Annotated in this window: 24 protein-coding genes and 1 tRNA gene; 12 read left to right on the forward strand and 13 right to left on the reverse strand. The window is 63.7% G+C overall.

Translation table 11 applies throughout. The features are described from left to right. The first annotated feature begins 4 nt into the window (after window positions 1-4). From PWM43_RS12640 to PWM43_RS12655, 4 genes are read left to right on the forward strand one after another with little or no spacing between them, the layout of a single operon-like run. Window positions 5-1,711, forward strand: a complete 1,707-nt coding sequence (locus PWM43_RS12640) for a phage tail tip lysozyme (protein WP_289842882.1) — start codon at window positions 5-7, stop codon at window positions 1,709-1,711. Continuing rightward, window positions 1,708-2,724 carry a hypothetical protein gene (locus PWM43_RS12645; RefSeq protein WP_289842883.1) on the forward strand — a complete coding sequence of 339 codons (1,017 nt, stop codon included), beginning with the start codon at window positions 1,708-1,710 and terminating at the stop codon, window positions 2,722-2,724. Before PWM43_RS12640 ends, PWM43_RS12645 begins: the two co-directional genes overlap by 4 nt. 4 nt (window positions 2,725-2,728) lie before the next feature. Continuing rightward, window positions 2,729-3,049 carry a hypothetical protein gene (locus tag PWM43_RS12650; RefSeq protein WP_289842884.1) on the forward strand — a complete coding sequence of 107 codons (321 nt, stop codon included), beginning with the start codon at window positions 2,729-2,731 and terminating at the stop codon, window positions 3,047-3,049. Next, the gene (locus PWM43_RS12655) at window positions 3,042-3,374 is read left to right on the forward strand and encodes a putative PDDEXK endonuclease (protein WP_289842885.1); all 333 of its coding nucleotides are present in this window, start codon (window positions 3,042-3,044) and stop codon (window positions 3,372-3,374) included. The genes PWM43_RS12650 and PWM43_RS12655 overlap by 8 nt, the downstream gene beginning before the upstream one ends. 115 nt (window positions 3,375-3,489) lie before the next feature. Here the strand turns inward: PWM43_RS12655 and PWM43_RS12660 are convergent. After that, window positions 3,490-3,575 (reverse strand) — tRNA-Tyr (locus tag PWM43_RS12660). A 100-nt stretch (window positions 3,576-3,675) separates the two neighbouring features. Here PWM43_RS12660 and rlmB point away from each other — a divergent pair. From rlmB to PWM43_RS12675, 3 genes are all read left to right on the forward strand, one after another. Beyond that, complete coding sequence (gene rlmB, locus PWM43_RS12665; RefSeq protein ID WP_289842886.1) at window positions 3,676-4,479, forward strand: 23S rRNA (guanosine(2251)-2'-O)-methyltransferase RlmB; 804 nt, start codon at window positions 3,676-3,678, stop codon at window positions 4,477-4,479. Between the two features lie 39 nt (window positions 4,480-4,518). Continuing rightward, window positions 4,519-5,517 (forward strand): zinc-binding alcohol dehydrogenase family protein, encoded by a 999-nt coding sequence (locus tag PWM43_RS12670; protein WP_289842887.1) that lies wholly within the window; start codon window positions 4,519-4,521, stop codon window positions 5,515-5,517. A 104-nt stretch (window positions 5,518-5,621) separates the two neighbouring features. Beyond that, window positions 5,622-6,044, forward strand: coding sequence for an RcnB family protein (locus PWM43_RS12675; protein WP_289842888.1), 423 nt, complete (start codon window positions 5,622-5,624; stop codon window positions 6,042-6,044). A gap of 19 nt (window positions 6,045-6,063) precedes the next feature. Here PWM43_RS12675 and cysE read toward each other — a convergent pair whose 3' ends face one another. Both cysE and PWM43_RS12685 read right to left on the reverse strand, forming a co-directional pair. Next, window positions 6,064-6,876: a serine O-acetyltransferase gene (gene cysE, locus PWM43_RS12680; RefSeq protein WP_289842889.1), complete on the reverse strand. Its 813-nt coding sequence runs from the start codon at window positions 6,874-6,876 to the stop codon at window positions 6,064-6,066. After that, entirely contained in the window at window positions 6,873-8,129 is a 1,257-nt protein-coding gene (locus PWM43_RS12685) for an FAD-dependent monooxygenase (RefSeq protein WP_289842890.1), read from the reverse strand. Before PWM43_RS12685 ends, cysE begins: the two co-directional genes overlap by 4 nt. Before the next feature lie 157 nt (window positions 8,130-8,286). On the opposite strand from PWM43_RS12685, the gene glnK reads away from it, so the two are divergent. From glnK to PWM43_RS12705, 4 genes are all read left to right on the forward strand, one after another. Next, on the forward strand, window positions 8,287-8,625 hold the full coding sequence (glnK, locus tag PWM43_RS12690; RefSeq protein ID WP_289842891.1) for a P-II family nitrogen regulator: 339 nt from the start codon (window positions 8,287-8,289) through the stop codon (window positions 8,623-8,625). Continuing rightward, the gene (locus PWM43_RS12695; RefSeq protein ID WP_394356079.1) at window positions 8,622-9,989 is read left to right on the forward strand and encodes an ammonium transporter; all 1,368 of its coding nucleotides are present in this window, start codon (window positions 8,622-8,624) and stop codon (window positions 9,987-9,989) included. The genes glnK and PWM43_RS12695 overlap by 4 nt, the downstream gene beginning before the upstream one ends. 54 nt (window positions 9,990-10,043) lie before the next feature. Beyond that, complete coding sequence (locus PWM43_RS12700; protein WP_289842892.1) at window positions 10,044-10,559, forward strand: hypothetical protein; 516 nt, start codon at window positions 10,044-10,046, stop codon at window positions 10,557-10,559. A gap of 205 nt (window positions 10,560-10,764) precedes the next feature. After that, a complete protein-coding gene (locus tag PWM43_RS12705; protein ID WP_289842893.1) occupies window positions 10,765-10,935 on the forward strand; it encodes a hypothetical protein in 171 nt (56 codons plus the stop codon). 15 nt (window positions 10,936-10,950) lie between these two features. On the opposite strand, the gene PWM43_RS12710 is transcribed toward PWM43_RS12705, so the two are convergent. Next, window positions 10,951-11,298: a DUF3147 family protein gene (locus tag PWM43_RS12710; RefSeq protein WP_289842894.1), complete on the reverse strand. Its 348-nt coding sequence runs from the start codon at window positions 11,296-11,298 to the stop codon at window positions 10,951-10,953. Between the two features lie 133 nt (window positions 11,299-11,431). On the opposite strand from PWM43_RS12710, the gene PWM43_RS12715 reads away from it, so the two are divergent. Next, window positions 11,432-12,721, forward strand: coding sequence for an Hsp70 family protein (locus PWM43_RS12715; RefSeq protein ID WP_289842895.1), 1,290 nt, complete (start codon window positions 11,432-11,434; stop codon window positions 12,719-12,721). Window positions 12,722-12,754: 33 nt separating this feature from the next. Here PWM43_RS12715 and PWM43_RS12720 read toward each other — a convergent pair whose 3' ends face one another. The 9 genes from PWM43_RS12720 to PWM43_RS12760 form a co-directional block, all read right to left on the reverse strand. Then, on the reverse strand, window positions 12,755-14,710 hold the full coding sequence (locus PWM43_RS12720) for an AsmA family protein (RefSeq protein WP_289842896.1): 1,956 nt from the start codon (window positions 14,708-14,710) through the stop codon (window positions 12,755-12,757). Between the two features lie 160 nt (window positions 14,711-14,870). Then, complete coding sequence (locus tag PWM43_RS12725) at window positions 14,871-16,295, reverse strand: DUF2252 domain-containing protein (RefSeq protein WP_289842938.1); 1,425 nt, start codon at window positions 16,293-16,295, stop codon at window positions 14,871-14,873. Between the two features lie 69 nt (window positions 16,296-16,364). Continuing rightward, complete coding sequence (locus PWM43_RS12730; protein ID WP_289842897.1) at window positions 16,365-16,961, reverse strand: IMPACT family protein; 597 nt, start codon at window positions 16,959-16,961, stop codon at window positions 16,365-16,367. 9 nt (window positions 16,962-16,970) lie between these two features. Further along, entirely contained in the window at window positions 16,971-18,374 is a 1,404-nt protein-coding gene (gene radA, locus PWM43_RS12735; protein ID WP_289842898.1) for a DNA repair protein RadA, read from the reverse strand. Window positions 18,375-18,537: 163 nt separating this feature from the next. Then, complete coding sequence (locus PWM43_RS12740; protein ID WP_289842899.1) at window positions 18,538-19,332, reverse strand: ABC transporter ATP-binding protein; 795 nt, start codon at window positions 19,330-19,332, stop codon at window positions 18,538-18,540. Further along, window positions 19,329-20,114 carry an MlaE family ABC transporter permease gene (locus PWM43_RS12745; RefSeq protein WP_289842900.1) on the reverse strand — a complete coding sequence of 262 codons (786 nt, stop codon included), beginning with the start codon at window positions 20,112-20,114 and terminating at the stop codon, window positions 19,329-19,331. Before PWM43_RS12745 ends, PWM43_RS12740 begins: the two co-directional genes overlap by 4 nt. 80 nt (window positions 20,115-20,194) lie before the next feature. Beyond that, complete coding sequence (locus PWM43_RS12750; protein ID WP_289842901.1) at window positions 20,195-21,598, reverse strand: DUF4097 family beta strand repeat-containing protein; 1,404 nt, start codon at window positions 21,596-21,598, stop codon at window positions 20,195-20,197. Next, the gene (locus PWM43_RS12755; protein ID WP_289842902.1) at window positions 21,595-22,974 is read right to left on the reverse strand and encodes a hypothetical protein; all 1,380 of its coding nucleotides are present in this window, start codon (window positions 22,972-22,974) and stop codon (window positions 21,595-21,597) included. Before PWM43_RS12755 ends, PWM43_RS12750 begins: the two co-directional genes overlap by 4 nt. Before the next feature lie 11 nt (window positions 22,975-22,985). Then, window positions 22,986-23,225, reverse strand: coding sequence for an envelope stress response membrane protein PspB (locus PWM43_RS12760; protein WP_289842903.1), 240 nt, complete (start codon window positions 23,223-23,225; stop codon window positions 22,986-22,988). Window positions 23,226-23,260 lie beyond the last annotated feature (35 nt).

Here is a 23,260-nt window from a genome sequence, read left to right on the forward strand (position 1 = left end):
TGACATGAGCATCATCGACACCCTCGTCATCGAACTCGACCTCGACCCCTCCAAGATGAGCAAGGGCGCGCGCGAGTCCATCCGGACCCTGCGGCAGATGGAAACAGCGTCGGACAAGACTGCCAAGGTCACATCTGACGGCTGGGACAAGGCGGGGGACGCCTTTGCGAAGACGCGGCGCGAATTTATCAGCATGCTGGCGGTCTTCACAGCCGGACGGTCCATCAAGGCGTTCGCCAGCGACGTGATGAATCTCAACAGCGAGTTGGGCTACACAGCCAAGCAACTGGACATGTCGGCTCAGACGCTCGCTAAGCTGGAAGCGCGATCTCAGGCAGCCGGGGGGACGCATGGCGAGGTCGCCGCGTCTTTCGCCAACATGCAAGCGAAGCTCACGGACCCGCAGGCCGCATCATCTCAGGCTCTGGCCTTCTCAGCCCTTGGGGTGGCAGATTTCAAGGACGCTAACGGGAATATTGCCACCAACATCATCGACAGGCTGCACGACGCACAACAGCGCCAACACATGGACGCCGCAACCTTGAAACGATGGCTCTCGATCGCGGGAGTGACCGGCGAAGGTCAGCTTCGAGAAATTCAGATGGATGACAAGGCGTTTGCTGACAACAAGCGGTTCGGCGATACCTTTCCTGTCCCATCGGACAAGGACATTGCCCAGTATCAGGCGCTACAGGCCCACATCGCCATGCTCCAGTTGCACGCGGAGGCGCTCGCGCAGAAAGGCTTGGCGAAAATCACGCCTGAACTCGATCACATCGTCACGACGATCGATAAATGGATTCAAGAAAACGGTCCTCTCGCCACCGGCATTGCGGGCGTCACCGCCGCCCTCGTGTCGCTTATCGCCGTCATGGCCGCACTCAAAATGCGGAGCTTCGTCGGTGACCTTCTCGCACTGCCGGGTGCCATCAAGGCAGCCCAGGCTGCGGCAGAGGAGGCAAAGGCAGGAGGCGTTATGGCTGCGGAGGTCACGGCCAAAGCAGCACCGAAACTCGGCCTTCTCGCAAAGCTCGGCATGGTGCCCTTCGCTGAAATTTCAGCAGGTCTGGCTATTACATCCGAGGCGAACAGCGCAGAACACGATGCAGCGGAGGCGTTCAACGCACGCCGCGACCGCGTTGCCCGCGCACAGCAGGCAATCAAAGCATTCGAGGGAGCGGGGTACTCACGCGAGGCCGCGCTCGGCATCACAGCCAATCTTTATCGGGAAAGCGGATTCTATGCCGGCGCGCGCGGGGACCGGAACAAATTCGGTATGCCGACCGCCTTCGGGCTTATGCAATGGCATCAGGATCGCGTTGACGACATCCTGAAACATACTGGCATCGATGTCCGAACTGCGGCTTACGGCGATCAGTTGAAGGCGGTTTTGTATGAGATGCAGAGTGGAGGTGACGCAGGGACGCGAAAGGCGGCGCGTCTATTGAGGCACCCGAACGCGACGACTTATGGCGCCACGGCAGTATTTACGAAGTTGGCGGAGCGCCCAGCGTCAGATGCCGAAACCATGATCCGCTACGGGCTGGCTCAGCAGATCGACCGACAAACGCGCGCCAATCAGAGCACCTTCAACGTCGGCGATATCCACGTTCACACAAACACAAACGATCCGAAGCAGCTTGCTCACGGGTTAAAGCAGGCTCTCACCCAGATGCAGGCGCAGCACGAAAGCCGGAGTGTCGTGCAATGAGCGATAGCGTTACCGCGCACTCGCACGCGCGACACTCCTTCACGAAAAAGAAGATCACCGTGACCTTCACGGTGGCGTCAGGCGCCTTGGGTCCGAGCGCCACGGATGACACAGCGGTCCTTGAGGGACATCGCTGTCAGGTGGAAATTCGCAACGGCGGCTGGACGAGCGCGGCGTCTTTGGCCCTGCGCATCGAGGGCATGACGCTGTCCATGATGAACCGACTTTCGGTCGCAGCCCCCGCCGTGTCCGGGAACAGACCGCTGAATATCGCGATCGCCAACAGCATGGTCCTCGTGGAGGCCGGAGACGACGAATCCGGCATGGCCACGGTATTCTACGGTCGGATCATGCAGGCGTTCGCGGACTTCAAGAACTCGCCGAACGTAGCCTTTCAGGTGTTCGCTTTCACGAACTACGAAGCCAAGGCCACCATCATCGAGAGTCGGAGCTTCCGTGGGCCAACCACGGCTCAGGCCATATTTTCCGACATCGCCACACGGGCCAAGCTGAACTTCATCAATCGCGGCGTGAACTTTCCGATTGCGGGGAATGTCTACCTTCAGGGCAGCGTCCATCAGCAGCTCGAAAAGCTTCACCATGACTATCAGATACCCTACGCGCTCGAAGGGGGGAGTAAGGCCCATCCGGTTACGCTGAAGATATGGCCGCCGGATCTCGACATCGGGGAGGTGAACGACCCCGTACGCATCACGTCGAAGACAGGATTGATAGGATATCCGGCCTATTCACAATCGGGCGTCGAGTTCACCTGCTTCTACAACCCGAACATCCTTTATCTCGAGCCGATCTACCTGGAGAGCCGTTACGCTCCAGAGGCCTGGAGGCCGAACACATCCGCCCTTCCCCAGAATCTCGCCTCATCCGGTCTCTGGACGCCTTTTGGCATCAGCCACTCATTGGAGAGTGAGACGCCAGGAGGCCAGTGGTTCACCCACGTAGAGGCCGTGCGCAAGGAATTCTCCAAACAAATCGTCCCCACATGGCTTTGAGATAATGACCGATCATAAGATAGAGGGCGGCGACGCCCAGATCGCGCGCGGGATCGTCCGTGATGCTCATGACAAGCTGGCACGATGGATGGCCGCCGACGTGCCGGTTTCGGTCGATCGGGAACGGAATCGGGCCGCTGGCTTGATGCTCATTCACCTGATGCAGATCGCCCGCGAGAACAATGGGCCCGACGCCGTGATCGAGCTGATGCGCCTGGCGTCCTCGACTGGGGTCATGCTGCTCGATCAGGACGGCGCGCTTGAGGAAAAATTGGGCCATTATTTGACAGCAGCCGAAAAGCGGGAGCGCGCCGCCAATGGGTAAGGCTTCCCGCGACAAAGGCGCACGTGTAGAGCGCAAGATTGTGGATCTTCACAGAAATGCAGGCATCAAGGCCGAGCGCGTACCGCTCTCCGGCGCCATGCAGTTCAGGAACACCGCCAGCACAGATGTGGACGTCTACGCGCGCGGGCCGCACGCCCCGCCATTCGTCTGCGAGGTGAAGGCCCGGAAGTCTGGCGAGGGCTTCGTTACCCTCGAGCGGTGGTTAGGAGATGCAGATGCGCTCTTCCTGGTACGCGACAGGGCCGAGCCTTTAGTTGTGCTGCCGTTCGCGCGTTGGCGAGAGATCGTGGGCGATCAAAGATAAAGAAATCGTGTCCCATTACCCCTCGATATCGCGTGCTCTATCGTGGGTTTCATCATGGGTCATACTGGCCGACAATTCAAGAAACGGCTGTTTTCTGCTATTTATTCGGCGATGATGGTGGAGAGGGTTGGATTCGAACCAACGTAGGCGTACGCCAGCGGATTTACAGTCCGCCCCCTTTAGCCACTCGGGCACCTCTCCGGCCGGGTTGGGAAATATGGCGCTTTTTCCGGGAAGTCAACCGGGGATAAGTCGTTTTGTTGCATGACGGAAGGTGTAGGATCGGATTATATCCGCCTTCATGTCCAGACGTTCCGCCGGTGCCCGGCCTACCCCCCGTTCTCCTGAGTCCCGTTCGCGTGAGCGCGGGTCCAGACCCTCTTCGTCACGCAGCAGCGGGTCGAGCTACTGGCTCTACGGCCTGCATGCGGCCGAAGGCGCGCTGGCCAATCCCCGCCGTCAGATCCACGAGATCCTCGCAACCCGTGAGGGACTGACCGCGCTGGAGACGAAAGGGCTGAAACTCCCGGTGACGCCGAACGTCGTGGAGCGCTCTCGCATCGATCAGCTCTGCGAGCGCGATGCCGTGCATCAGGGGGTCGCCTTGCGGGTCGAGCCTCTCGAATCCCTGCTTCTTGAGGATGCGCTGGAGCGACCCGGACCTGTCCTGGTGCTCGATCAGGTGACGGACCCTCGGAATATCGGCGCGATCCTGCGATCGGCGGCGGCCTTCGGTGCCGCCGCCCTCGTTCTTCAGGATCGGAACACGCCCCAGGAAAGCGGAGTCATGGCAAAAGCCGCTTCCGGCGCCCTCGATATTGTGCCCGTCCTGCGGGAGGTCAATCTCTCCCGCGCCCTCGCGCAGTTGCAGAATGCCGGCCTCTGGGTCGTCGGCCTCGATGCGGGCGGGGGCCGCCTCAATGGCGCGGGATACGAAGGCCGTCGTGTCGCGTTGGTGCTCGGTGCCGAAGGCGCCGGGTTGCGGCGCCTGACGCGCGAAAGCTGCGACGAGATCGCGAGTGTCCACATGCCGGGCGACATGGAAAGCCTGAATGTGTCCAACGCAGCCGCCGTTGCACTTTATGAACTCATAAGGCCGGTCTGAGATCGGCAAATGCCGCGTGACAGGGAAGGAGCAGGAAACATGAAAGCTGTCGGATACGAGACGATCGGTGACAGTCACGTGCTTGCGGACGTTGAACTGCCCAAGCCTGTGCCCCGCGCACGGGACCTTCTGGTCAAGGTCGAGGCGATCTCGATCAATCCCGTGGACACGAAGGTCCGCCGCCGCACCGCAGCCTTCGAGGGCGAGCGATACCGTATTCTGGGATGGGACGTGGCGGGCACCGTCGAGGCCGTTGGCGCCGACGTCACCCTGTTTCAGCCCGGCGATGCCGTGTTTTACGCGGGCGCGATCAACCGGCAGGGCGCCAACGCGGAATTCCACTGCGTCGATGAACGCCTGGCGGGACACAAGCCCCGGACACTGGACTGGGGAGCAGCGGCGGCACTTCCGCTGACATCCGTGACCGCATGGGAAATGCTGTTCGATCGAATGCGCGTTCCCACCAACCGACCCGACGCCCTGCTGGTCATCGGCGGCGCGGGCGGTGTCGGCTCGGTCATGATCCAGATCGCGCGCCAGATGACGGGGCTGACGGTCATCGCCACGGCCTCCCGCCCCGAGACGGAAGCATGGGTACGGCGCATGGGCGCACATCATGTCATCAATCATCGGCAGGACATGAAAGCCCAGCTCGCCGCGCTGGGATACCCGACGGTGCCTTACATCGCGAGCCTGACGGGAAGTGACGCCCACCATGCCTTCCTTGGGGAGGCGATCGCGCCGCAAGGTCATATCTCCCTGATCGACGACCCCACCTCCTTTGATATCCTGCCCTTCAAGACCAAGAGCGTCACGCTGTCCTGGGAGCTGATGTACACCCGCTCCCTGTTCGAGACACCGGACATGATCCGTCAACATGAAATTCTCGACGCCGTGTCGCGACTGGTCGATGCGGGCATCCTGCAAACCACGGAAACGCAACGTGTGACCGGAATCCATGCGGCCACGCTGCGAGGTCTGCATGATCTGTCCGAAAGCGGGACGACGATCGGAAAGGCCGTGGCCGTCGGTTTTTGAGGGCGAGTTACAATTCGAGCGTAACGGTACCGACCGGCCCTTGATTCCTCACAATCTCGCCACAGGCGGAATGCAGGTTTCCGGGCTGTCAACGGAGAAATATCATGCTTCGCAAGTGCCTTGTTCTCACAACGATCGCCTTGATGGGCATTGTTCCGGTCGCAGCCAACGCCCAGCCAGGCCCGGGCTGGGGCCCAAATCAGGGCGGACGAGGCTGGAACGGGCCTGAACACGGTGGGCCCGGACGCGGCGACCCCGGCCACTTTCGCCGTGGACGCGATGACTGGCGCCGCGGGGATCGTTTCGACCGGTGGCGTGATCAGCGGTATGTCGTGAACGACTGGAACGGCTATCGCGGTCTCTATGCGCCACCGCGCGGCTATTACTGGGTCCGCAATGGCAATCAGTTCCTGCTGACGGCCATTGCCTCCGGCCTGATCGGCGCTGTCGTCGTCAGCACCGCCCCGATGGCGGGCGGCATGATGCCACCGCCGCCTCCGGTCGTGTATCCGCCTGGATACTACTGAGCCTCGAACCTGCCGTCTCTCAGATCATGTAGTCGAGGGGCGGCAGACGCTGGTCCATGCCCAGGGCGGGCAGGGACGAATGTCGGGTTCCGATCTTGCGGGCCGGATTGCCGACGACGGTCGTATAAGGCGGAACGCTCTCGAGCACGACCGATCCCGCGCCGACTTTCGCACCCTCTCCCAGCTCGATATTGCCAAGCACCTTGGCGCCCGCGCCGATCAGGACACCGCGCCTGACCTTGGGATGACGGTCCCCCGTCTCCTTGCCGGTGCCACCCAGGGTCACGCCCTGCAACATCGAAACATCGTCATCGATGATGCAGGTTTCGCCGACGACGATCCCGGTTCCGTGGTCGAAGACGATCCGCCGTCCCAGACGTGCGGCGGGATGGATATCGACGCTGAACCGTTCGGCGACGAGGCTCTGAAGATGACGGGCCAGATGCTGGCGGTTGTTCTGCCAGAGCCAGTGCGCGATGCGATAGGCCTGGATCGAATGAAAGCCTTTGAAGAAAAGGAACGCCGTCACGTAATCCGGGCATGCGGCGTCACGCTCATAGATCGCGATCATGTCCTCGCATGCGGCTTCGGCGATGTCCGGATGATCGGCGAGAGCTGATGCAGCCAGCGCGGTAAGAGCGGGCGCCGAAAGCGCGCGGTCGGCCAGCTTCGTACCAATCAGGGCCGCCAGCGCGCTCGGGAAATTGCGGTGATCGCTGATGCCCGTGGCGAACACGCCCTGAATAAGAACATCGCAGCAGACATCGCTCTGCACGAGCATGTCCCGCCATACGGCATCGAGATCGGGCGGGGAGGGAAATCTCTGCATCATAGACCCATGGCCTCTCTGACGAAGGCGCGCCGCAGTCTCGGCATGCGGTTCAGGGCCGAAAGCCCGGCATCGCGCGCGACGCGAAGGAGGGGATTGTCGTTGCCGAACAGGCGTTCGAGCCCGTCGCACGCCGCCAGCATGAGCATGTTCGTCGGGCGCGCCCGGCGCTGATACTGCATGAGCAGGCTGGCGTCCCCCAGATCCCGGCCGTTCAGGAACGCGGTTTCGAGGAGATCCGCCAGGGCGACGATATCCTTGAATCCCGCATTGAGGCCCTGCCCTGCGATCGGATGCAGCCCGTGGGCCGAATCGCCCGCGAGCACCAGACGCGTCGCCGTATAACGCTGCGCATATTGCGCGGAGAGGGGATAAATCCAGCGCCGTCCGATCGGCTCGAGCGCGCCGATGTCATCTCCGCCGAGGCGTGCGGCGATCTCGCGGGCGAAGACATCATCCGGCAGGCCGTAGAAACGGCGCGCGCGTTCCTCCCCCTCGGCCCAGACGATCGCGGAACGATTGGGATGTTCCCTGGTTCCAGGGAGCGGCAGGCGCGCGAAAGGCCCCTGAGGCAGGAAATGCTCGAGAGCCCGTCCGTCATGCGGCTTCTCATGGGTGATGACGCTGATCAGGCCGCACTGGCGATAGGGCAGCCTCGTGACGGGAATTTTGACCTGATTCCGCAGCGCGCTGTTGCGGCCCTCGGCGGCGACCGCGAGCGGCGCGCGCCAGGTTTCGCCCGAAGCCAGCCGGATGGTGACGTGCTGATCGTCGAATGCGAACTGTCCCAGATCCGGCGCACGCAGGATCAGACCCTCCGTCCGCGTCAGTGCCGCATTGAGCGCCATGCGCAGATCGCGCGCCTCGACCATCCATCCGAAAGGACCGTCCGCGTCCTGCGGCCCGAAATCGAGCGACAGGCTGGACGGACGTTCGCCGGGGCGGCCGTCACGCACCATGATCTCGTTGATGGGCTGGGTCGGACCGGGCAGGCATCCCCAGACGCCCGCCGCCTCGAGCATCCGGCGCGAGCCTTCGGAAATGGCGTAGGCCCGACCGTCCAGCGCCGGATCTTCCATGCCGGGCAACGCCGCTCGGTCCAGAAGGAGAACGCGCATTCCCATGGTCGCCAGACGGCAGGCGAGCGTGGCGCCGACCGGACCCGCGCCGTTGATGCAGATATCCACGGCAGCCGCCGTGGCGTCGGGACCGGCTTCCCGGGAGGCGTTGTTTCCGTGCACATCGTTCGTCATCATGGGGTCAATCTAGAACACATGCGTCATTTGCGGAATGCTTGCATCCGGCGACGTGTCCTGCATTGATATCGTTGGGCAACTGGCACGAAATCGGCTACTCATCCGAAGGATAGAGGGACGGGCAAATGGTTGTCCCATTCAGCGACGGAGAGTGACGATGAAGCTCGTGACAGCGATCATCAAGCCGTTCAAGCTCGACGATGTCCGCGAGGCGTTGACGCCGCTCGGCATTCAGGGGCTGACGGTTACGGAGATCCGCGGTTTCGGACGCCAGAAAGGGCAGACCGAGATTTATCGGGGCGCCGAGTATCACGTGAGTTTTCTGCCCAAGGTCAAGATCGAGATCGCCGTATCCGACGCCCAGGTGGATGACGTGGTCGAAGCCATCCTGCAGGCGGCACAGACCGGAAAGATCGGTGACGGCAAGATTTTCATTTCGCCGCTCGAACGTGTCATCCGCATCCGGACCCGCGAGACCGGAGAAGCCGCTCTATGACAAGCTGTCCTCGCGCCCTGCGGGCCAGCGCTCTGACGGCCCTTTCCGCTTTCCTGACACTGCCCTCCCTCGCCCGCGCCGCCGACGCCGCGCCCCCGCGGATCGATACGGGTGACACCGCGTGGATGCTCGTCAGCACCGCCCTGGTCCTGCTGATGACGATCCCGGGGCTTGGACTTTTCTATGCGGGCATGGTCCGCAAAAAGAACGTTCTGGCGACCGTGATCCAGTCTTTTGCAATCTGCTGCGTGGCCAGCGTGGTGTGGATGGTCGCGGGATACAGTCTCGCCTTTTCGACCGGGACCCCCATGATCGGCGATTTCTCGCACTTCATGCTCGGCGGCATCGCGGATCACTTCCACAATGGCGCGGATGCGGCTTTCGTGATGGGCACGGATTCCCCCAATCCGATGGCCATGACGATCCCCGAGAGCGTCTATGTGATGTTCCAGATGACGTTCGCGATCATCACGCCCGCCCTGATCGCGGGCGCGTTCGCCGAACGCATGAAATTCTCCGCGCTCTGTCTGTTCACGGTTCTCTGGTCTCTGTGCGTCTATGCGCCGGTCGCGCACTGGGTGTGGAGTCCGATCGGCTGGCTCGCGACGCTGGGCGCCGTGGACTTCGCGGGCGGCACGGTCGTGCATATCAATTCCGGTGTGGCCGGTCTGGTCGCCGCCCTGATGCTCGGCAAGCGGCATGGTTACAAGGTCGACGATCTGTCGCCGTTCAACCTGACCTACGCCATTATCGGCGCATCGCTTCTCTGGGTCGGATGGTTCGGCTTCAACGCGGGATCGGCCGGTGGCGCCAACGGGCGGGCAGGCATGGCCATGCTCACGACGCAGGTCGCCGCCGCCGGTGGCGGCATCGCGTGGATGCTGGTGGAGTGGCTGCATTCCCGCAAGCCGACAGCGCTGGGCATCATCTCGGGCGCGGTGGCGGGACTCGTGGCGATCACGCCCGCCGCAGGCTTCGTACTGCCCGGCCCCGCGCTCCTGATCGGTCTGATCGCGGGTGGCGTCTGCTTCTTCGCGGCCGTCATTCTCAAGAACAAGCTTGGTTACGATGACAGTCTGGACGCGTTCGGGGTTCATGGTGTCGGCGGCATTACGGGCGCGCTGCTGACGGGCGTGTTCGCCTACGGCCCGCTTTCCGCCACGGACGCCAATCCGGCGGGCGTGGTCGGATCGTTCGCACAGTTTATCCGGCAGGCCGAAGCTGTTGGCGTTACGATCGTCTGGACGGTGATCATGACCTACGTCATTCTCAAGGCGATCGATCTGGTGATCGGCCTGCGCGTGACGCGTGAACAGGAAATGGAAGGGCTGGATACGGTTCTGCACGGTGAGCGGATCAACTGATCCGCGCGTTTTCGCCGCATTTTTATCCCGCATTTTTCAAGGAAAGAAAAACATATGTTCCTGATCCGTTTCGCGACTCCCGCCATGCTGGCCGGGATGATCGCCGCAGGCGCCGCCTTCATGCCATCCGCTCACGCCATGACCGCCAAGGAATGCTACGCGAACTTCCGGGCGGCCAAGAAGGCCGGATCGTTGAATGGCCAGGACTACAAGACCTACAAGTCCACACAGTGCGGTGACGCCGCGGCACCGGCAGCAGCTCCCGCGACGACAGCCGCTCCGGCAACACCCGCGCCCGCGACATCCGCACCGACGGCGGCGCCCGCCAGCACCCCGGCGGCCAGCACCCCGGCGCCGGTCTCCAGACCCGCTCCCGTCTCCACGGGCGGCGCGGTGTTTCCGAGCGCGATATCCTCGAAATACAGCACCCTGTCCGCCGGTAAGGGCCGACTGAAAACATGCGCCGATCAGTATAATGCGAACAAGGCTTCCGGTGCGAATGGCGGACTGAAATGGATCGTCAAGGGCGGCGGTTACTGGTCCGAGTGCAACAGGCACCTCAAAGGCTGAAAACTTTCATCCGTTCTGAATGGTGCTTCCCCCCTGGACGCACGTCCTGAAAATGTCTGCCGAACTGCCCCGAGTGGCGGATCGGCAGGCTTTTTTATTATGTCGATGCGCTGTGCCCCACCAGATTTCAGCCCGAGCGCGTTTTGCAACTGATCCATGTCCCGTATCGTTGGCTTTCTGAACACCATCAGGAAGGAGCATCGTCATGACGGGATTTATACGCAAAACAGTTCTCATAGCCCTCGCCTGTGCGCCGCTCGGTGCGTGCGCGCCGGGGTCGCAGACGGATTCGGATTCTGTCCACCAGCACGGCATCAGCAACCAGTCGGCCGCCGCGCCCGGCCTGGAGACGGACAATTCCAGTTCGCATGAATAGAGGCTGATCCGGCGCTTACAGACTTACGCCAAGGCGCGTGGCCAGCCACATCGTCAGACTGTAGAGTACGAACGTCACCAGACATCCCGCGATGAGTGCGACGTAGAACGGCACCCCCTGCCGCATCATCCATGGAATGAGCAGGAACATCGGCAGTGACGGAATGACGTACCAGAAGGTCGCGCCCACATGGGCCCCCATGCGCACCGGGTCCTTCGTTTCCTGCCATAACCACACCATCCCCAGAATGGAGATCAGCGGGAGCGAGGCCACGAGAGCGCCCAGTCCCGGATAGCGCCTGGCGATGGTCGAAACCGCTGCGATGATGAGACCGGACAAGGCGGCTTTCAGGACGAAAAACATCAGTGGTCGTGCCTTTTTTCAATCCGGTCGATCTGCCGTCGAAGAGCCGTTGTCGTTCCGGGCCTCACGCGGCCCTCTGCCCTGACGTCTCCCAAATATAGACAGACGGGATCGCCCTGCCTATGCAGTCGCGATGTCATCCATTGCATCGTCTCGCGGCATCAGGCTCGGTATCGATTTCGGCACGACCAACACGGTCGTCGTCCTGCTCGACGCCGATGGTCGCCCTCATCCCGCGCGCTTCTCCTTCCCTCATCATGAGCCGTCCGACACATGCCGGACGCTGCTCTGTCTGTGGCACGACGAAAACATGTCCCATGGCCGCGCCCTGCAGGACGCGATCGGCCCCGAAGCCATCGACGCCTATCTGGAAGATCCGGCGGAAAGTCGTCTGATCATGTCCATGAAGTCGTATCTGGCGCAGGCCTCGTTCCGGCAGACGCGGCTCGTCGGCCAGGTGATGACGCTGGAAACGCTCATCGCGCGTTTTCTCGCCCGACTGATGCGCAGCCTCGCCATCGATCCCGCCCATGTGACCGCCACAGTGGGACGACCCGTTCATTTCGCGGGTGACCGGGCTGACGACGATTTCGGCGAAGCGCGGCTGCGCGACAGTTTCCGTGCCGCCGGGTTCGGCGAGATCCATGTCGCCCTGGAACCCGAAGCCGCGGGCTGGCGCTTCGCGCACAAACTCGACGCTCCCGCGACAATCCTCGTCGGAGATTTCGGGGGCGGCACGAGCGACTTCTCCATCCTGCGCTTCGACCCGCTGGCCGAACAGCGCGCCACGCCGCTGGGTTACGCTGGCGTCGGCATCGCCGGGGACCAGCTCGATTATCGCATCATCGACCATGTCGTCGCACCCGAACTGGGTCGGAATACGACCTATCGCGTCATGGGCGGCGCGCCGCTGCCCGTTCCGGCGGAATGGTATTCCAGCCTCGGCCGCTGGCACCGCCTCGCCCTGATGCGGACCCCCCAGACATTGCGCAACATCGCCGACGTGGCTCGCACGGCGTCAGAGCCCGAGAAGCTCCATGCGCTGGCGAGCCTGATCGAAGAACAGCAGGGGCAGGTGCTTTATCGCGCCGTTGCCGCCGCGAAAATGGAACTGTCGTCCAGCGACCGGACCATCCTGAAATATTCCCACCAGACGACCAGCATTCACCGGGAAATTACGAAAGCCGAGTTCGAGAGCTGGATCGCACCCGATCTCCAGCTCTTCGACCAGGCTGTGGAAACGGCTTTGCAGCGCGCCAACCTGCCCGCTTCCGCCATCGATCGGGTGTTCCTGACCGGAGGCACGTCGTTCGTTCCCGCCATCCGCGATCTCTTCACCCGCCGTTTCGGCCATGAACGCGTGGATATGGGCGGAGAATTCGTATCGGTCGCGGAAGGTCTGGCCCTGATGAACGCCGCCTGAACAAAAAGGCCCGTTCCCACTATCAACTTCCGGTCAGCGACCTCCGGGTCTGTAGCAGGGATTGCGCATGGCGAACTGCCGAACGCCCACGGGCAGGGCGTTCAGCCGGCTCGTCTCCGCCAGCATGCTCCGACCGTCAGCCGTCCATCGCGCCGGGAGAATACGCGGGCTGCTGAACCCGCCGCTGACCTGAACCGGAATATCCAGCGCGAAGCTGCTCGTCGTGGAAGCCTGGCTCCCGAATATCAGGTTAAACCATTTCCGGTTCAGATCGAAACGGGCATTGCCCGATATCGTCCCCTCCGCCGTTCGGACACGCAACGGCAACGCGGAGCCGACACCGGCATGCGCGTTCACGACGCCCAGCAGGCACGCAACCGGCGTCATGCCCTTCGGACGCCGGAAGATCATGCGCAGATCCGTCGAGGCCGCGCCGATCACGGTCCGATCGATGCGGCCGCCGGTCATGGACACGGCAGCCGCCACATCCGCTTCATGCACCGCCGCGTTCAGGGTGCGCTGCGTGGCATCGGCGGTCATGCGCAGGTCCAGCCGCCCCTGCAACGGCACGGAAGCAAAGCCGAGCGTCTGTCGCAGCTTCTGGATGTCGAGTCCGTTCACATCCACCACCGCGCTGACATGAGCGCCCCCGCCATCGACGGCCTGCATGCGCCCTGAAGCATTCAGTCGCGCGCCAAGATAATCCAGCGCCAGCCTCTCGACCGACACGACACCCGGCATGACGGATGCCGCCAGAGCCATATTGGAAAAATGCAGAACGTTGTAGCTCAGGCTCCCGACAGAAACTTTCGCATCGATCAGGGGATCGGGCGCGCGGTCGATATCGAGCACCATATCCTTGTTCGCCGTGTCCGACGCTTTCCGATCTCCGAGAAACTCGTTGAGATCGAGACGGCTGAACGCGATATCCGCCGTCACATGATCCGGCTGCCCACGCATCCCCTCCACAAACCGGAGAAGAGATACGGTCATCGGATTGTCCTTGACCGCCCCTTCGCCCCCGGTGATCGTCCAGAGGCTGCCGTCATGAGCGAACTGCCCGGCCATCCGCAGGGCGACGTCCTGCGGCCCCGCCATCCCCGCGATCGCCATAAGCGACTTCGACGTCTCGGTTTTCACGCTCACCGCGCCGACGATGCCGTCGGCATTGAGCGGATCGACAGCCGTGCCCCTGAACGTCATCACCATGTCGCCGGATGTCGCCTGCAGGTCTATCCCATAGGGGTCGCGGATACGCCGGAGCGCCGAAAACGGCTGTAAGGTCGCGGTCATGCGGACCGGCACGTCATTATACGCGCCATCGACCGCAAAGCTCACCGGCGTGTCGGCGTTCCGGGTATCGATCGTCACGGTCTTCAGCGTGGTGCGAAACGACGCCCCGTGTGCGGTCCGATAGATGACCTCGCCATTCACGATCCGGGCGTCGAGCAGGGTCGGGTAATGACGCCTGTCATCCGGGCTCGCCGTCTGCGGGCTCACCGTCTGCGGGGTCGCCGCGGGCTTCGGAGGCGTGAGGGCGGCAGCGCCGAACCGCCAGTTCGGGAGCTTCTGCGGCGTGCGCTCCACCAGCACCCGAACATCGGAAAGGGCCAGATGCCGCAGGATGGCAGGGCCATGGAGCAGGGAGATGGCGCGCACCTCGAAAGAGAGATGACCGACCCGCACCATGTCCGGCTCGCTGCCTCCGGCGATATTCGCCAGCCGCGCGTTTTCAACTTCGATCTTCAGCCATGCCCCCGGCGTGACATGCATCGCCGCGACCTGAACCTCGCGTCTTAGCATGGCGCTGGCCCGGCGCGCCACGAAAGGTCCGAGATTGCCGTGCGTGAGATAGGTCACCCCCGCGATACCCGCCACGACGCATACGGCGGCAAATCCGCCGCCACCCCACAGAACGCGCCGCCAGATCGCACGTCGGCGGTCACGAGGGGTTGTCACCTCAGGCGGGGCGTGCGTCTGATCCGTCATTCCATCTCTCCCGGCGTACGGTCTTCCGGAGAGATCGGCACGCAAAAAAGCCGCCCTCCGGCAGCCCGTCGGTTCTCTTAGAGAAAAAGACGTTGTCCGTCATGCCGGACCATCACCTGTCGAATTAACCGGTTTCATGATCAAGGACGCGGCCTTCCGACTATCCTGCTTGTTTCGGCGTGACGGCGGCAAGACGACCGGCCTTGATCGCGTCCCTGAAGTGGTTCCAGTCCGTCCGGGTCTGATCCGCGTACAGCATGGAAAAGCTGCCGATCGCGTCGCAGAACGCCTTTCCGTTGCCGACATAGCCGCCGATGATCGCAACATCGCCAGAGCGCGCATGGGCGCGCGCCAGCGTCCGCCCGCACAGCAGCGCGTAATCCGCCAGTCCTTCCTGCGCCACATCCGAACCGATCGCCGCCAGCCGCGCATCCTTCACGCGCCGCACGTAAAACTGTCGTCCCGCCCCGGACAGGGTCTGGGTTCGAGGATCGGCGCCGTCCTCCGGACTATGGGTCCATCCCAGAAAAGCGTCGGACGCCGCCTGCATGATCCGCTGTCCCACCACCACGCGTTCGCCCTGATTATGGAACGGCGCTTCACCGGCGAACGGCGCCATGACGGAACGCTGGGCCTCCTTGATCTGCAATAGCAGGGTCTCGCCATCGGCCGTCGCGAACAGTCCGATCGCGCAGAACGTGCCGACACTGCCGACGCCGACAACCTTGAAGACGATATCGCGTAATCTGTAGCGATCGAGCAGGATGCTGCGCTCCGGCGGCTGCGTCGCCACATAGCGCGCAAAAGCCTGCCGGATGGTGTCCTCGTGATGCGGGAGCCGCATCACCAGAGGGGGGCGCTCCCGCAGGGAGGGCGCGCCGCGATCATCGGCCACCAGACCGAAATGGTTGCTGGCGCTCTCCAGCCGGTCCGCGAGCTGGGTCTTGGCCCGGGATCGGACGTTCTTGTCCGAAAACCCCTCGATCGCCGCCGCGAGGTCGATCCGATTGGACCATATCTCCAGCGGCGTCATGCTCTCAAGCCGGTTCATCTCGCCCGCATAGGCCAAGGCCATCGTTACCGCCAGCCTGCGGGCCGCCTTGTCCGACATGCCGCCCTCGCGCCCTGCCAGAACCAGCGACGTCCCCAGTCTTTTGATGTCCCACTCGAAGGGCGCGGGAAGCGTCTCGTCGAAATCATTGATATCGAAAACGGGCAGGCCCTCGGGGGACGCATAGCTCCCGAAATTCGCCAGATGACAGTCCCCACAGCTCTGAACGCGTGGACCCGCGACAGGCGTCGTCGCGAGATCAGCCGCCATCACCGCCGCAGCCCCGCGCAGAAAGGCAAACGGGGAGGCGCTCATGCGTCCGTAACGAATGGGAAGAAGATCCGGAATGCGGCGCTCGCCCTGCGCGACCAGAATGGACACCGGGTCCGCCCGATCCTTCGGCGGACTCCATTCACTGTGACATCCGCGCCGCGTCTTCTTTCTCAAATGAACGCCAGATGCCTGGCGCTCGGCTCTGGTCCTGAGCGGCGGTTCAGTGGGGCGGACGGAGGATGGGATGGATTGGTCGATCATCCGTGCCATATAGCGCAGTCTGTCGCCGCCGTCATTTCATGCCTCCCCCACCGGCATGACCGCCTCTCTTCACGGGAGCGGATCGAGAACTTCGATGGAGGACTGCCCCCGGGTCAGATCCCGCAAAACCCGCAGCGGTTCGCCGATCGCCTCCTGCGGGACGGCGAGATCGATCCATGCGCCTTCCGCATCGAAATCACAGGCAAGCTGTCGCGCGTTCCAGCCCTCGAACCGCGACTGGACGATGGCCAGAAGAGCAAACGGGCAATGGAGGCGGATCGTCGCCATCGGCACGATGGGCACGGATTCCGCTTCCCGCAGACACGACGCCGCCGCCCCGCCATAAGCCCGCACGAGCCCGCCCGCCCCCAGCTTGATGCCGCCGAACCAGCGCGTGACGACGACCATGACGCCGTCAAATTCCTGCATTTCGATGGCCTGAAGGATCGGCCGTCCCGCCGTCCCGCCCGGTTCGCCATCGTCGCTGCTGCGATACCGCGCCCCGATACGCCATGCCCAGCAGTTATGGGTGGCGTCCGGCGCTTTCACCGCGTCGAAAAACGCGATGGCCTCCTCTTCGCCGCCGACCGGGGCCGCCTGGGCGCGAAAGAGGCTTTTTCTGACGATCAGATCGAGCGTCGCGGGTCCGGTCAGCGTGCGCGCCATAACGGGAAATCAGGTCTCCGCCGGAGCCCTGGTCGTGAACATCTCGACGAGATCGTTCAGATGCCCGATTTCCCCGAGACGCAGCCCCTCCGGCGGCCTCGCACGCGCGGAACCGGACACGACGCGGCGGGGCAGAATGGCGTGCTCGAAACCCAGCTTGCGGGCCTCCTTCAGCCGCAGGTCCGACTGCGCGACCTGTCGCACCTCGCCTGACAGCCCCACCTCGCCGAAATAGGCCGCATCCGCCGCCGTCGGCGTGCCGGTCGCCGCCGAAATCAGGGCCGCCGCCACCGCCAGATCGGCCGCCGGTTCGTTGACCCGCAGGCCACCCGCGATGTTGAGATAGACATCCATACTGCTCAGCTTCAGACCGCACCGCGATTCCAGCACGGCCAGCAACATGTTCAGCCGGGCCGTCTCCCAGCCGATGACGGCCCGGCGCGGTGCGCCGTCACCCGCCTTGGGCGAGAGCAGGGCCTGGATTTCCAGCAGGACGGGACGCGTTCCTTCGAGCCCCGCGAAGACCGCCGACCCGGCGATGTTGCCCCGCCGCTCGGCCAGGAACAGCGCCGACGGATTGGCCACCTCGCGCAACCCGGTATCCGTCATGGCGAAGACGCCGATTTCGTCCGTCGCGCCGAAACGGTTTTTCGCGGCACGAAGAATGCGGAACTGATGCCCGCGATCGCCCTCGAACGACATGACGGCATCGACCATGTGTTCCAGAACACGCGGCCCGGCCAGCGTGCCTTCCTTGGTAACATGGCCAATCAGGATCAGCGAAAACCCGATGGTCTTGGCCAGACGGATCAGTTCGAAAGCGCACGCCCGGACCTGCGAAACCGAGCCCGGCGCGCTTTCGACGCTTTCGAGCCACATGGTCTGGATCGAGTCGATGACGACCACCGTATGTCCGCGTTCCTGCTCGAGACTGGCGGCGATATCGCCAACATTGATGCTCGCCGCCAGGTCAAGTGTCGGCGCGGCAAGCTCCAGGCGGCGGGCACGGAGCCGCACCTGGTCGATGGCCTCTTCCCCCGAAACATACAGGACATTCTGCCCCGCACGCGCCAGGGCGCAGGTTGCCTGAAGCATGAGCGTGGATTTTCCGATGCCGGGATCGCCCCCCACCAGCACCACCGAGGCGGGTACCAGCCCGCCACCCAGGACCCGATCGAATTCCGCGATCGTCGTGGAAATGCGCGGCGGCGGCGACATCTGCCCGTCAAGATGCACGACGTTAAGCCGTCCTGCCCTTTTGCGCGTCTTGCCCGGCGCGGCTCTCTGCGTCGGCTCCACGCTCTCCTCGACGAGTGTGTTCCACTCACCGCATGCGTCGCAGCGCCCCGCCCATTTGGTATGAACGGCGCCACAGGACTGGCAGACGAACTGGGCGGAAGGGCGTTTGGCCACGAAAGATCGATCCTGCGCGCTGGATGTGGGCATCGGGCGGCTGGCCGCCTGCCGAATTCAGAAGATGGCCCATCGATGCAAACAAAACAAGAACTCTTCGGGCGGAGAAGTCACCGGTGACGAACCAGACAGGCGTCGCCGGGAGGCCCTTCCGGCACCGGCCTTACCGGCGCAGTTCCATCGTGATCGGGCCTTCGCGGCGCCCGTGGGTGAACTGGTCGACCAGCGGATCGCCGCTGTTCATCAGATCCGCCGCCAGACCCTGCCAGACGAGCCTGCCCTGATAGAGCATGGCCGCCTTGTCCCCGATCCGCTGGGCCGAGGCCATGTCATGCGTGATCGCAATCGCCGTGCAACCCAGTCGCTTGACGCAATCGACGATCAGCCCGTCGATCACCGCCCCCATGATCGGGTCCAGCCCGGTGGTCGGCTCGTCGAAAAACATGATGTCCGGCGTTCCGGCAATGGCGCGCGCCAGACCGACGCGCTTCTGCATCCCGCCCGAAAGCTCGGACGGTGACAATGCCCCCACGGAGGGGTCCAGCCCCACCTGTTTGAGAATGTCGCCCGCGGCAAGCCGGGCCGCGCTCCAGCTCACGCGTTTCGCATCCGCTTTCGCACGCCCCTTGGCGCGCAGACCGAACGCGATGTTGTCCGCCACGCTCATGCTGTCGAACAGCGCCCCGTTCTGAAACAGCATGCCGATCTGCTGGACGAGTTCCTCCCGGCGGCGCGGCGCGGCCGTCACCATGTCTTCGCCATCGATCTCGATGCGGCCCTCATCCGGCGCGATCAGGCCGAGAATACAGCGCAGAAGGACGGATTTGCCGGTGCCCGAGCCGCCGATGATGACGAAAGACGTGCCCGCTTCGACGTCGAGGTCGACTCCGTCGAGAACCTTCTTGTCGCCGAACGCCTTCTTGAGGCCACGGATGCGGATTTTCGGCTGTGAGGTCATTGCGCGAAGAACAGATCCGTCAGCAGGTAATCAAAAGCGAGCAGCAGAATGGACGCGCCGACGACCGCCGATGTCGTGGCCGATCCAACGCCTTCCGCACCTCCCCGGCTCGTATAGCCATGATAGCAGCCCATCAACGCGATCAGGAAACCGAAAACCGCCGCCTTCACCAGTCCGACAATCACGTCCATCGGCTTCACGGCCGCCAGAGTGTTGATGATATAGGCGTCCGGCGCGAATCCGAGCTTGCTGGTCGATACCGCGAAACCGCCCATCACGCCCAGAATATCGGCGATCAGCACCAGAAACGGCAGCGCCAGCGTTCCGGCCAGAAGTCTCGGCGCCACGAGATATTTCATCGGATCGGTTGAAAGGGTCCAGAGCGCATCGACCTGATCGGTGACGCGCATCGTCCCGATCTCGGCCGCCATGGCCGCGCCGACACGCCCCGCCACCATCAGCCCGGCGAGTACGGGTCCGAGTTCCCGCACGACGGCCAGCACGACGATCGAAGCGATCGCGCTTTGCGCGTGATATTGCGAAAACCCGGTATAGGACTGAAGGGCGATCACGCCGCCGGAGAAGATCGCGGTGAGCGCGACCACCGGCAGGGAGAAATAGGCAATCTCGATCAGACTGGTGAAAAACACGCGCCAGTAGAAAGGCGGCCTCACCAGATGAGAGAGCGCCGCCATGCCGAACAGCGACATCGCCCCGGCCTTGCGGATCAAGGCGAGGGTTGCACGGCCGACCGCCGCGATCGGTTCGAGAACGAAATTCACGTGGGGCGCGCGTCGCGATGGGAAAGCATGATCAAGCCGTAGCGCGCCGCGCCCCTCACGTCAAAGCAGGGACCGCCGTCCTATGCCGAATCACGATCGAGATCGCGAAACTGCCGGTAGAGATGGAAGTCGCGCGACGTCACGAACCCCTCCAGTTTCGCCAGTCGCGGCTCCATGCCGTGCAGGCGCTCGCGCAGTGCCAGCACACGTGGATCCGTGACTTCCATCTCGACCACAGGCGGCGGCCGAAAGAACGGCTGAAGAAGCAACGGCGCGCGCTCGGCCGTGTAGCCGCGCTGTTCGAGCCAGCGAACCAGAGGCGGGAAAATCCGCCGACGGAACATCACCGTCAGCCCCAGCAGGATCATCAACAACACGAAGCTGCCGGAAAGCCCGTCATCGTGATGATGCACGCGCCCCCGGCGCACGGTCACATGAGAGCCGTCCGTCGTGATATCGACACTCGAATCGTCGTTTTCCTCATGGACCACGGTGGGGGCCGACGGCGGCGTCGGCGGAGTGGGAGGCTCCGGCGCGGCGATCGTATCCAGGTGCGGGGTCAGAAGCTCCGCCCAGGTGCCGCTGATCCCGGACGTGCCGATGACAGTGCCGTTTGCCGTGCGGATCGCGTCCGGCGTCAGAGCCGTACCATCCGCCAGAGACACGCCGCCCTTGCCGAAAACATCCTGGGACGCGAAAACCGAACCATTGGCATGGCCGACCGCCACGCTTCCCATGCCGCCCGAACGACGCTGAACGTTCCCTGTCACCATGCTGGTGCGGATACTGCCGCTCCCGAGCGCTGCCAGATAGGCATCGCCGGTGACGCCGTGCATCCGGACATCCCCCGATCCCGTATCGAGAATGGCCAGCGAGCCGACAAAACCGCCACCGACTGTCAGGTCCGAAGAGTCGCCCAGCAGGACATTCATTTCGGGAGATGCCGCCGTCCCAATATGAAGAGAGCCGCTCCCGTTGCTGACGATCTCAGCCGGCCCCGTCAGCGTCCCGACCGAAACGTTGCCGTCCCCCGAAGCCTGTAGCACGAGCGCGGACGCATGGCTGATAGTCAGGTTTCCATCACCCGTCCGTGCGACGACAGGCGCCAGAAAACTATCGACCGATACATTCGTATCGCTTGGTGAAAGGATGACGGCCGTATCGGGGCCGATCTGCACGGTCATCATGCCCGAGCAGGAACGGCCTTCCAGCACGGCTTCCGTTCCATTGGAACGAAACGAGATCCCGTCCGGAACCGTCGAGGCCTCCCCGGCGCCGGAGGTGACCCCGGCACGGATATGCAGGCTGTCCAGACAGGTCTGCCGCACATAAAAGCGATGTTTCGCCGTGGAAAGCACGCCCATGGCCGTATCACGCGCCGATGCCGGAGCCGCCGCCAGGGTCACGGCACCGAAAGCCGTCACAGCGAGGAGCACGGCAAGGGGGGATCTGTGTCGTGATGGATTCATCGCGCGACGATTCATTGACCCTCACTCCTTCTGGAATCGTCGCTGCTCTTGGTCGGCGTTGCCTGCGGCTTCGCGGTCGCGGCGTCGTTCTCGTTGGCGGCCTTGCTCGGGGGCGTGGACGCCTTGGGCGTGTCCGGCGTCGGAACGACGGCAGGCGTCGCCGGAGCTCCCCCGGTCTGCGATTGCGCCGGCGGCACAGAGACGTCAGCCGGATCATCCGTCGCTCCGGCACTCCCTTTTGGCGGCGATATCGGTTGTTGAGCGGGTGTTGCCACGGAAGCGGGCGCAGCCCCCTCGCTACCAGTCTGGGACGTGGCGGGCTCCGCTGCCTTTGGCGGAGACGGCGTTTGTGCGGCCGGCGCCTGTGAGGCCGGTGTCTGCGCAGTTGGGGTCTGCACTATTGGGGCCTGTGCCGTCGGAGCGGTCGGCACCTGTGCGACCGGTGCCTTTGCAACCGGTGCCTGCACAGCCGGGGGCGTCGGAACCGGAGCCTGCGGGGACGAGGTTGGCGGAGAAGACTCGGCTGACGGGGCCGGAGCGGGCGGCGACGATTTGGTCGCGGTCGATGTGGACGGTGGCGGCGTGGAAACGGCCGATGCCGCCACCGGCGGCTTGGGAAGCGGTCCCGTCACCACCGCACCCGTCCCGTTGCGGGTCAAGGGGCCGCTGGGGGCCGGAATGAGAACCTGTCCGGTGCCGGCAGCGGTGACGGCAGCCGTCGTCAGGCGACCACCGATCGCCACGTTCGCATTGCCGCCCGTCACGAGCGTCAACGCGTCGATCCGTCCATCCTCGATCCGAAGACTGCTCGCATCCGCCATCTGGGCCGAAAACGCATCAAGATCCGCGCGGTCCACCAGCACGCTGGCATTCTCGCTGGCCATGATCTGCGCGGCACGCTGCAACACGCCGACATGCACACGCACATCGCCCCGCAGATTGAGATCCGCCGTCGAGAGGACGCTCGCATCAAACGCTCCGTCCTCAAGGCTGGCTTCCAGCGACGCCATCTGGCCCCGAGCGACGAAATGCGTGCCCTGGCTGTTATGGATCGAGACGCTGACAGTCGACGCAACGGTCACGGTCAGGACGGCACGGGGCGCGCATGCCTTGGTCGCGATCACGACCTTGCTGTCGCCCTGATCTTTTTTCATCTGGATCGTCGCATGCGCCGAGCCGGCGTCCGAAGCGTCGAACGAAACGCCGTCATGCAGCCCGTCATCGACCTCGATCTGGACACGACCGATGCAGGGCGTCTGAAGTTCCAGCTCCTCGACCGCGATGCGGTTTTTCCCCCCGTCGTGGCCCGGCGCTTCCGCCATGACCGTCATCGGGAACATTCCCGCTATGGCGAGCGCGCCAGCAAGGCCACGCGCGATCCTTCGTCCCATGATCTGCTACCTTATCCGGCCACACGCGAACGCCAGCCCGGCGCATCCTCGTCGAGAATGCGCTCGAGATGGTCAATCCGCTCCTCCAACCGTCGAGCCTGGACCTGCGCCTGATCGAGCGCGCCCTGGCTGGCCGCGCTCATCGCACTCTGCCCGTTCATAAGCTCGCGTTTGGTACGCGTCCTTACGGAGACGATATACATCACCATGATGAACGGCATCGTGACCGCCGCAAGCCCGGTAATATCCATGACGCCCAGTCCCTAACCCAATGTTCCTGTCCGCA

Source organism: Brytella acorum, from assembly GCF_029309905.1.
GTDB lineage: Bacteria > Pseudomonadota > Alphaproteobacteria > Acetobacterales > Acetobacteraceae > Brytella > Brytella acorum.

Bases quoted from the DNA above. Each gene is read 5' to 3' on its own strand.
- PWM43_RS12710 (WP_289842894.1), bottom strand. From the start codon at position 11,298: ATGTTTTTCGTCCTGAAAGCCGCCTTGTCCGGTCTCATCATCGCAGCG.
- glnK (WP_289842891.1), top strand. From the start codon at position 8,287: ATGAAGCTCGTGACAGCGATCATCAAGCCGTTCAAGCTCGACGATGTC.
- PWM43_RS12655 (WP_289842885.1), top strand. From the start codon at position 3,042: ATGGGTAAGGCTTCCCGCGACAAAGGCGCACGTGTAGAGCGCAAGATT.
- PWM43_RS12720 (WP_289842896.1), bottom strand. From the start codon at position 14,710: ATGACGGATCAGACGCACGCCCCGCCTGAGGTGACAACCCCTCGTGAC.
- PWM43_RS12750 (WP_289842901.1), bottom strand. From the start codon at position 21,598: ATGAATCGTCGCGCGATGAATCCATCACGACACAGATCCCCCCTTGCC.
- rlmB (WP_289842886.1), top strand. From the start codon at position 3,676: ATGTCCAGACGTTCCGCCGGTGCCCGGCCTACCCCCCGTTCTCCTGAG.
- PWM43_RS12705 (WP_289842893.1), top strand. From the start codon at position 10,765: ATGACGGGATTTATACGCAAAACAGTTCTCATAGCCCTCGCCTGTGCG.
- PWM43_RS12675 (WP_289842888.1), top strand. From the start codon at position 5,622: ATGCTTCGCAAGTGCCTTGTTCTCACAACGATCGCCTTGATGGGCATT.
- PWM43_RS12715 (WP_289842895.1), top strand. From the start codon at position 11,432: ATGTCATCCATTGCATCGTCTCGCGGCATCAGGCTCGGTATCGATTTC.
- PWM43_RS12670 (WP_289842887.1), top strand. From the start codon at position 4,519: ATGAAAGCTGTCGGATACGAGACGATCGGTGACAGTCACGTGCTTGCG.
- PWM43_RS12685 (WP_289842890.1), bottom strand. From the start codon at position 8,129: ATGATGACGAACGATGTGCACGGAAACAACGCCTCCCGGGAAGCCGGT.
- PWM43_RS12740 (WP_289842899.1), bottom strand. From the start codon at position 19,332: ATGACCTCACAGCCGAAAATCCGCATCCGTGGCCTCAAGAAGGCGTTC.
- PWM43_RS12645 (WP_289842883.1), top strand. From the start codon at position 1,708: ATGAGCGATAGCGTTACCGCGCACTCGCACGCGCGACACTCCTTCACG.
- PWM43_RS12650 (WP_289842884.1), top strand. From the start codon at position 2,729: ATGACCGATCATAAGATAGAGGGCGGCGACGCCCAGATCGCGCGCGGG.
- PWM43_RS12640 (WP_289842882.1), top strand. From the start codon at position 5: ATGAGCATCATCGACACCCTCGTCATCGAACTCGACCTCGACCCCTCC.
- cysE (WP_289842889.1), bottom strand. From the start codon at position 6,876: ATGATGCAGAGATTTCCCTCCCCGCCCGATCTCGATGCCGTATGGCGG.
- PWM43_RS12700 (WP_289842892.1), top strand. From the start codon at position 10,044: ATGTTCCTGATCCGTTTCGCGACTCCCGCCATGCTGGCCGGGATGATC.
- PWM43_RS12730 (WP_289842897.1), bottom strand. From the start codon at position 16,961: ATGGCGCGCACGCTGACCGGACCCGCGACGCTCGATCTGATCGTCAGA.
- PWM43_RS12725 (WP_289842938.1), bottom strand. From the start codon at position 16,295: ATGATCGACCAATCCATCCCATCCTCCGTCCGCCCCACTGAACCGCCG.
- PWM43_RS12695 (WP_394356079.1), top strand. From the start codon at position 8,622: ATGACAAGCTGTCCTCGCGCCCTGCGGGCCAGCGCTCTGACGGCCCTT.
- PWM43_RS12760 (WP_289842903.1), bottom strand. From the start codon at position 23,225: ATGGATATTACCGGGCTTGCGGCGGTCACGATGCCGTTCATCATGGTG.
- PWM43_RS12755 (WP_289842902.1), bottom strand. From the start codon at position 22,974: ATGGGACGAAGGATCGCGCGTGGCCTTGCTGGCGCGCTCGCCATAGCG.